Origin of the sequence: Inquilinus sp. (assembly GCF_039594555.1) — a bacterium.
Classification (GTDB): Bacteria; Pseudomonadota; Alphaproteobacteria; order DSM-16000; family Inquilinaceae; genus Inquilinus.
Window position 1 is genome coordinate 1 of record NZ_JBCNNF010000333.1, and the last position, 7,627, is coordinate 7,627.

At 70.1% G+C, this 7,627-nt stretch carries 6 protein-coding genes; 4 read left to right on the forward strand and 2 right to left on the reverse strand.

What is annotated here, in order from left to right; all coding sequences use genetic code 11:
* Positions 1-535: hypothetical protein (locus tag ABDW35_RS27330; RefSeq protein ID WP_343717012.1), on the forward strand; the 535-nt coding region annotated here is incomplete at its 5' end.
* 9 nt (positions 536-544) lie between these two features.
* Here ABDW35_RS27330 and ABDW35_RS27335 read toward each other — a convergent pair.
* Positions 545-1,000 carry an MEKHLA domain-containing protein gene (locus ABDW35_RS27335; RefSeq protein ID WP_343717013.1) on the reverse strand — a complete coding sequence of 152 codons (456 nt, stop codon included), beginning with the start codon at positions 998-1,000 and terminating at the stop codon, positions 545-547.
* A 183-nt stretch (positions 1,001-1,183) separates the two neighbouring features.
* On the opposite strand from ABDW35_RS27335, the gene ABDW35_RS27340 reads away from it, so the two are divergent.
* Together ABDW35_RS27340 and metH are read left to right on the forward strand one after the other, a co-directional pair.
* Positions 1,184-1,975 (forward strand): substrate-binding domain-containing protein, encoded by a 792-nt coding sequence (locus ABDW35_RS27340; protein ID WP_343717014.1) that lies wholly within the window; start codon positions 1,184-1,186, stop codon positions 1,973-1,975.
* Positions 1,976-2,108: 133 nt separating this feature from the next.
* A complete protein-coding gene (gene metH, locus ABDW35_RS27345; protein WP_343717015.1) occupies positions 2,109-5,873 on the forward strand; it encodes a methionine synthase in 3,765 nt (1,254 codons plus the stop codon).
* Between the two features lie 163 nt (positions 5,874-6,036).
* On the opposite strand, the gene ABDW35_RS27350 is transcribed toward metH, so the two are convergent.
* Positions 6,037-6,543, reverse strand: coding sequence for a MarR family transcriptional regulator (locus ABDW35_RS27350; RefSeq protein ID WP_343717016.1), 507 nt, complete (start codon positions 6,541-6,543; stop codon positions 6,037-6,039).
* Positions 6,544-6,657: 114 nt separating this feature from the next.
* On the opposite strand from ABDW35_RS27350, the gene ABDW35_RS27355 reads away from it, so the two are divergent.
* Positions 6,658-7,627: MFS transporter (locus ABDW35_RS27355; RefSeq protein WP_343717017.1), on the forward strand; the 970-nt coding region annotated here is incomplete at its 3' end.

Here is a 7,627-nt window from a genome sequence, read left to right on the forward strand (position 1 = left end):
GAAGCTGAAACCGGCGGAGCTGCAGCGCCTGGCGATCCAGGTGCACAGCTCGATGGGGCGGGCGCTGCAGCCCTTCGCCACCGAGTTCGACGGCGACGTGCTGTACGCCGTCTCGACCGGCGAGCTCACGGACGAAGCGGCGATGCTGCCGACGGTCGATCTCGGCGTCATCGGCGGCGAGGCGATGTGGGACGCGATCCTGGCCTCGGTGCCCGACCAGCCGAAGCCGGCGACGCCCGCCGGCGCGCCGGTGCTGTCGGCGGACCAGGCGAAGGCCCTGGCCGGCGACTACGTCTTCAGCCCCTTCGTCACGGTGAAGGTGACGGTCGAGGGCGACACGCTGTTCGCCCAGGCCACCGGCGCCCGCGCCGCCTTCGCCATCGGCAAGGATCAGCGGACCGAACTGACGCCGGTCTCGGCCACCGATTTCATGGTGCCGGGCCGCTATCCGCTGACCCTGCGTTTCGACGGCTCAGGCCGGCTGGTGCTGAACCCGGGGCATTGGGAGCAACTGGGGATGCGGCAGGGCGGCTGAGGCCCGGCCCTACTCCTCCTGCCACTCGCTGAACGTCGCCGCCTGGCCGCGCAGGGTGCCGGCCTCGTCGATCAGCTGCCAGACGGTGGCGCGCTCGATCCAGAAGCGGCGACCCGACTTGGCGATGCGCAGGCCGCGATAGTCGGCGATGAAGCCGTCGCGGGTGACGGCGTCGAGCAGGCGCTGGCGCTCGGCCCGATCCGGCGCCTCGGCGGAGAGGCGGGAGGGCAGCGTGACGAACTCGTCCCAGCCGTACTCGAAGCGGGCCTGCGCGGCGCGGTTGGCATAGACGAAGCGCGGATCGGCGTCGGTGTTGTGCGCCAGCACGCAGAAAGGCGCCGATTCGTACAGCCAGCGGGCCTGAGCGGCGGCGTCGCCCTCCTCCGGCAGCAGCGGCGTGCCGACCAGCCGGGCGTGGCTGCCGGCCAGGAGGCGCAGGAAATCGGGATCGTGGGCGAGGCTCATCAGGGACTCCGGGCGCGCCGCGACGGCAGCACGCATCGGAGCTACGTCGGACATGAGGCCGGACGAGGCAAGCCGGCTGCGGCACGGTGTCCAGGCATGGCTGGGCTGCCGGACCGGCGGGCGATCGGCCGTGGCGTTTCGGCCACCATAGGATTCCGTTCCAATCCGGCCCAAGGACATGCCATGACGCTGCCGCCGATCGTCTCCCGCGCCGCCGCTCTCGCCGTCGCCGGCCTGATGCTGCTGGTCCAGCCCGCGGCCGCGGCCGAGCTGCAGGTCGTCAGCTCCGGCGGCTTCGCTTCCGCCTACAAGGCCCTGGCGCCGGAATACGAGCGCGCCAGCGGCGACACGCTGAAGATCCAGTGGGGCCCGTCGATGGGCGACACCCCGAACGCCGTGCCGGCCCGGCTGGCCCGCGGCGAGAAGCTCGATGTCGTGATCATGGTCGGATACGCGCTCGACGACCTGATCAAGCAGGGCAAGGTGCTGCCCGACAGCAAGGTCGTCCTCGCCCGGTCCAGCATCGGCGTGGCGGTGAAGGCCGGCGCGCCGAAGCCGGACATCAGCTCGGCCGAGGCGGTGAAGCAGGCCCTGCTGGCGGCGAAGTCCATCGCTTATTCCGACAGCGCCAGCGGCGTCTACATCTCGACCCGGATGTTCCAGCGCCTGGGCATCGCCGACCAGATGGCGGGCAAGGCCCGCAAGATCCCGGCCACGCCGGTCGGCGAGATCGTGGCCAAGGGCGAGGCCGAGCTCGGCTTCCAGCAGATCGCCGAGCTGAAGGCGGTCGAGGGCATCGACCTGGTCGGGCCGCTGCCGCCGGAGCTGCAGCAGGTGACGCTGTATTCCGCCGGCATCGTCGCCGGATCGCACGACCCGGCGGCGGCGAAGAAGCTGCTGGAGTTCCTGGCCTCCCCCGCCGCCGCCCCGGCCATCGCTGCGACCGGGCTGGAGCCGACCGCGACGGCCCCCTAGGCCGGGCCGCGCCGGGAGAGACGGTCGCTCTCCCGGCGACCTTTGTCGCTCTCTTCGCGACATCGAATGTTGATATAAAGATATCTTTATGTCATTACATACGGCCCCGATCCGGAACCGCCGGCCGCTCGCCATGACCACGTCCTCCCTCGACTTCCCCCTGGAGCCGGTCGACGGCACCGAGGTTCTGGCCGCGCTGACTGCGGCGGCGCGTCAGCGCGTGCTGATCCTGGACGGCGCCATGGGCACCCAGATCCAGGGGCTGGGCTTCGCCGAGGAGCATTTCCGCGGCACCCATTTCACCGGCTGCGACTGCCACCTGCAGGGCAACAACGACCTGCTGACGCTGACCCAGCCGGACGCGATCGAGGCGATCCATTTCGGCTATGCCGTCGCCGGCGCCGACATCCTCGAGACCAACACCTTCTCCTCCACCTCGATCGCCCAGGCCGATTACGGCATGGAGAAGGTGGTCTACGACCTGAACTTCCACGGCGCGCGGCTGGCCCGCCGGGCCGCGGCCAAGGCGCGGGCGATGGACGGTCGCCGCCGCTTCGTCGCCGGCGCGCTGGGGCCGACCAACCGCACCGCCTCGATCTCGCCGGACGTCAACAACCCCGGCTACCGCGCGGTCACCTTCGACCAGCTGCGCGACGCCTATGCCGAGCAGGTGCGCGGCCTAGTCGATGGCGGCGCCGAGATCATCCTGATCGAGACCATCTTCGACACGCTGAACGCCAAGGCGGCGATCTTCGGCACCGAGCTGGTCTTCGCCGAGAAGGGCGTCCACCTGCCGGTGATGATCTCCGGCACCATCACCGACCTGTCCGGCCGCACCCTGTCGGGGCAGACCCCGACCGCCTTCTGGCATTCGGTGCGGCACGCCCGGCCCTTCACCATCGGCCTGAACTGCGCCCTGGGCGCCAACGCCATGCGGGCGCATCTGGCTGAGATCGCCGAGGCCGCCGACACCTTCGTCTGCGCCTATCCCAATGCCGGCCTGCCGAACGAGTTCGGCCAGTATGACGAGACGCCGGAGGCGATGGCCGCACAGATCCGCGGCTTCGCCGAGGAGGGGCTGGTCAACATCGTCGGCGGCTGCTGCGGGTCGACCCCCGACCATATCCGCGCCATCGCCGATGCGGTGGCGGACCTGCCGCCGCGCCAAGTGCCCGTGGCCGCGCCGCTGATGCGGCTGTCGGGGCTGGAGCCGTTCACGCTGACCGGCGACATCCCGTTCGTGAATGTCGGCGAGCGCACCAACGTCACCGGCTCGGCCCGCTTCCGCAAGCTGATCACCGCCGGCGACTACGCCGCGGCGCTGGAGGTGGCGCGCGACCAGGTGGCCAACGGCGCCCAGATCATCGACATCAACATGGACGAGGGCCTGATCGATTCCGAGAAGGCCATGGTCGAGTTCCTGAACCTGATCGCGGCCGAGCCCGACATCGCCCGCGTGCCGGTGATGATCGACAGCTCGAAATTCTCGGTGATCGAGGCCGGGCTGAAATGCGTCCAGGGCAAGCCCCTGGTCAATTCGATCTCGATGAAGGAGGGCGAAGAGGCCTTCCTGCACCACGCCCGGCTGGTGCGGTCCTACGGCGCCGCCGTGGTGGTGATGGCCTTCGACGAGGCCGGCCAGGCCGACACGCTGGAGCGCAAGGTCGAGATCTGCACCCGGGCCTACAAGCTGCTGACCGAGGAGGCCGGCTTCCCGCCCGAGGACATCGTCTTCGACCCGAACATCTTCGCGGTCGCCACCGGCATCGAGGAGCACAACGGCTACGGCGTCGCCTTCATCGAGGCGACGCGGCAGATCCGGCAGACCCTGCCGCACGCCCATATCTCCGGCGGCGTCTCGAACCTGTCCTTCTCGTTCCGCGGCAACGAGCCGGTGCGCGAGGCGATGCACGCGGTGTTCCTGTACCACGCCATCCAGGCCGGCATGGACATGGGCATCGTCAATGCCGGGCAGCTCGCCGTCTATGAATCGATCGAGCCGGAACTGCGCGAGGCCTGCGAGGACGTGGTCCTCAACCGCCGCGACGATGCCACCGAGCGCCTGTTGGCCCTGGCCGAGCGCTTCAAGGGCGCCGGCGGCCGCGAGGCCAAGGAGAAGGACCTGTCCTGGCGCGAGCAGCCGGTCGGCAAGCGGCTGGAGCATGCGCTGGTCAACGGCATCACCGAGTTCATCGACGCCGATGTCGAGGAGGCGCGGCTGCAGGCCGAGCGGCCGCTGCACGTGATCGAAGGCCCGCTGATGGCCGGCATGAACGTGGTCGGCGACCTGTTCGGCTCCGGCAAGATGTTCCTGCCCCAGGTGGTCAAGTCGGCCCGCGTCATGAAGCGGGCCGTGGCCCATCTGCTGCCCTATATGGAAGCCGAGAAGGCGGCCAATGGCGGTGGCGAGCGGCGCAGCGCCGGCAAGATCCTGATGGCGACCGTCAAGGGCGACGTGCACGACATCGGCAAGAACATCGTCGGCGTCGTGCTGGCCTGCAACAACTACGAGATCATCGATCTCGGCGTCATGGTGCCGGCCACCAAGATCCTGGAGACGGCGAAGGCCGAGAAGGTCGATATCATCGGCCTGTCCGGCCTGATCACCCCGTCGCTGGACGAGATGGTGCATGTGGCGGCGGAGATGGAGCGCGAGGGCTTCGACATCCCGCTCCTGATCGGCGGCGCCACCACCAGCCGGGTGCACACGGCGGTGAAGATCCACCCGCGCTACGCCCGCGGCCAGACCGTCTATGTCAACGACGCCAGCCGCGCCGTCGGCGTGGTCTCGAACCTGCTGTCGCCCGAGGCGAGGCGCGGCTATGTGGAGGGCGTGCGCGACGAGTACCGCAAGGTCGCCGACGGCCATGCCCGGGCCGAGGCGGAGAAGCAGCGCCTGCCGCTGGCCGCCGCCCGCGCCACGCCCTTCGCGATCGACTGGGCCGGGTACCAGCCGCCGAAGCCGTCCTTCCTGGGCACCCGGGTGTTCGAGGACTGGGACCTGGCGGAGCTGGCGCGCTACATCGACTGGACCCCGTTCTTCCAGACCTGGGAGCTGAAGGGCCGCTACCCGGCGATCCTGGAGGATGAGAAGCAGGGCGAGGCGGCGCGGCAGCTGTTCCAGGACGCCCAGGCGATGCTGGCCCGCATTGTCGCGGAGAAGTGGTTCAGGCCGAAGGCGGTGATCGGCTTCTGGCCGGCCGGCACAGTGGGGGACGACATCCGACTGTTCACGGATGAAAGCCGGCGGCAGGAGCTGGCGACCTTCTTCACCCTGCGGCAGCAGCTGTCGAAGCGCGACGGCCGGCCGCGGGTGGCGCTGTCCGACTTCGTCGCCCCCGCCGACAGCGGCAAGGCGGACTATATCGGCGGCTTCGTCGTCACAGCCGGGATCGAGGAGGAGGCGATCGCCAACCGTTTCGTCCGGGCCAATGACGACTATTCCTCGATCCTGGTGAAGGCCCTGGCCGACCGCATCGCCGAGGCCTTCGCCGAGGCCATGCACCAGCGCGTGCGCCGCGAGTTCTGGGGCTATGCCCCGGACGAGGCCTTCGCGCCGGACGAGCTGATCGGCGAGCCCTATCGCGGCATCCGCCCGGCGCCGGGCTATCCGGCCCAGCCGGACCACACCGAGAAGATGACGCTGTTCCGCCTGCTCGATGCCGAAAAGCAGGTCGGGGTGCGCCTGACCGAGAGCTACGCCATGTGGCCCGGCTCATCGGTCTCCGGCCTCTACCTGGCGCATCCGGACTCCTACTATTTCGGCGTCGCCAAGGTGGAGCGCGACCAGGTCGAGGACTATGCCCGCCGCAAGGGCATGCCGATCCCCGAGGTCGAGCGCTGGCTCGGGCCGATCCTGAACTACACCCCCGCCCCGCTGGTCGAGGCGGCGGAGTAGAGAGTAGGGACTCCCCAATCGAGTCCCCCCTCCCCTTGCGGGAGGGGGGCAGGGGGAGGGGGTTCGGCCCGCAAGACCGATTGTCAGGTTCACCTAAAGCTCTCGAAGTCGGCCGTTTCGAAAGCCGCGACGACGCAGCTCTTCGATCGACAACCCCCTCCCCCTACCCCCCTCCCGCGAGGGGAGGGGGGACAACAGGTGCCGATCTCGACTTATCCTCCTGATACTCCGCCAGCCGCTGCAGCAGGGCGCCGGCGGCGATCAGCTGCGCCCGCTCCTCCGGCGACAGGCAGGCGGCCACGGCCTCGGCCATCCAGGCCTCGCGACGGCTGCGGTTCTCCAGCACCGCCCGGGTGCCGGCGTCGGTGAGCACGACATGCAGGCGCCGCCGGTCGCCGGCATCGGCCTCGCGCCGCACCAGCCCGCCCTTCTCCAGCCCGCGCAGCAGCGCCGCGACGTTGGACGAGCGCAGCCCCTCGACCGCGGCGAGCTCGGTCGGGCTGGCCGTGCCGCCCAGCCGCAGCAGCGCGGCCAGCAGCATCAGCTGCGACAGCGGGATGTCGCCGCCGTCGGATTCGCGCCGCAGCCGACGCAGCAGCGCCATCAGCTGCAGCCGCAGGGCGCCGATCTGCTCACGCTCGGCCGGGGAGATCTGGTGCGGGTCGATCATTTTGCTATTCTGATATAGCTAAAACGCCATAGCCATCCGAGACGGCCGGTTCCAGGATCATGCCATGGACGGCGGGCGCCGCAGGCGCCTGTCGTGAATTGCGAGGTCTCGCCCGTGTCCTCCCTGCCCGACGGCCTGCCCCTGCCCCGCCGCAGATGGGCCTTCGCCACCGTGGTGCTCGGCATCATGCTCGCCGTGCTCGACGGTTCCGTCGCCAATGTGGCGCTGCCGACGATCGCGGCCGAGTTCCAGGCCAGCCCGTCGATGTCGATCTGGATCGTCAACGCCTACCAGCTGGCAGTGGTGGTCTCGCTGCTGCCGCTGGCGGGGCTGGGCGAGATCGTCGGCTACCGCCGGATCTATCTCGGCGGCCTGGCCCTGTTCACCGTCGCCTCGCTGGCCTGCGCCCTGTCGGATTCGCTGCTGGCGCTGACCCTGTCCCGCGTCGCCCAAGGCTTCGGCGCCTCCGGGATCATGAGCGTCAACACCGCGCTGATCCGCTACATCTTCCCGCGTGCCCGGCTGGGCCATGTGCTGGGCGTCAACGCCATGATCGCGGCCGGCGCCTCGACCATCGGCCCCAGCTTCGCCGGCGCCCTGCTGTCGCTCGCCTCCTGGCCCTGGCTGTTCGCGATCAACCTGCCGCTGGGCGTCGCCGCCCTGGTCATCGGCAGCCGCAACCTGCCGGAAAGCGACCTGGCCGACCGCCGCTTCGACCTGCTGAGCGCGCTGCTGTCCGCCGCAACCTTCGGCCTGCTGATCACCGGCATCGACAGCATCGGCCACGGGCTGGACTGGGGGCTGGTGGCGCTGCAGCTCGGCATCGCGGTCGCCGCCGCGATCTGGCTGGTGCGGCGACAGCTGGGCCGGGCGACGCCGCTGGTGCCGCTGGACCTGCTGCGCATCCCGGTGGTCGGCCTCTCGGTCGTCACCTCGATCAGCTCCTTCATGGCGCAGATGTCGGCCTTCGTGGCGCTGCCCTTCCTGCTGCAGACCGGCTACGGCTTCTCCCCGGCCCAGGTCGGCCTGCTGATGATCCCCTGGCCGCTGGCGGTGGCGGTGACCGCGCCCTTTGCCGGCCGCC

Bases quoted from the DNA above. Each gene is read 5' to 3' on its own strand.
- ABDW35_RS27335 (WP_343717013.1), bottom strand. From the start codon at position 1,000: ATGAGCCTCGCCCACGATCCCGATTTCCTGCGCCTCCTGGCCGGCAGC.
- ABDW35_RS27340 (WP_343717014.1), top strand. From the start codon at position 1,184: ATGACGCTGCCGCCGATCGTCTCCCGCGCCGCCGCTCTCGCCGTCGCC.
- metH (WP_343717015.1), top strand. From the start codon at position 2,109: ATGACCACGTCCTCCCTCGACTTCCCCCTGGAGCCGGTCGACGGCACC.
- ABDW35_RS27350 (WP_343717016.1), bottom strand. From the start codon at position 6,543: ATGATCGACCCGCACCAGATCTCCCCGGCCGAGCGTGAGCAGATCGGC.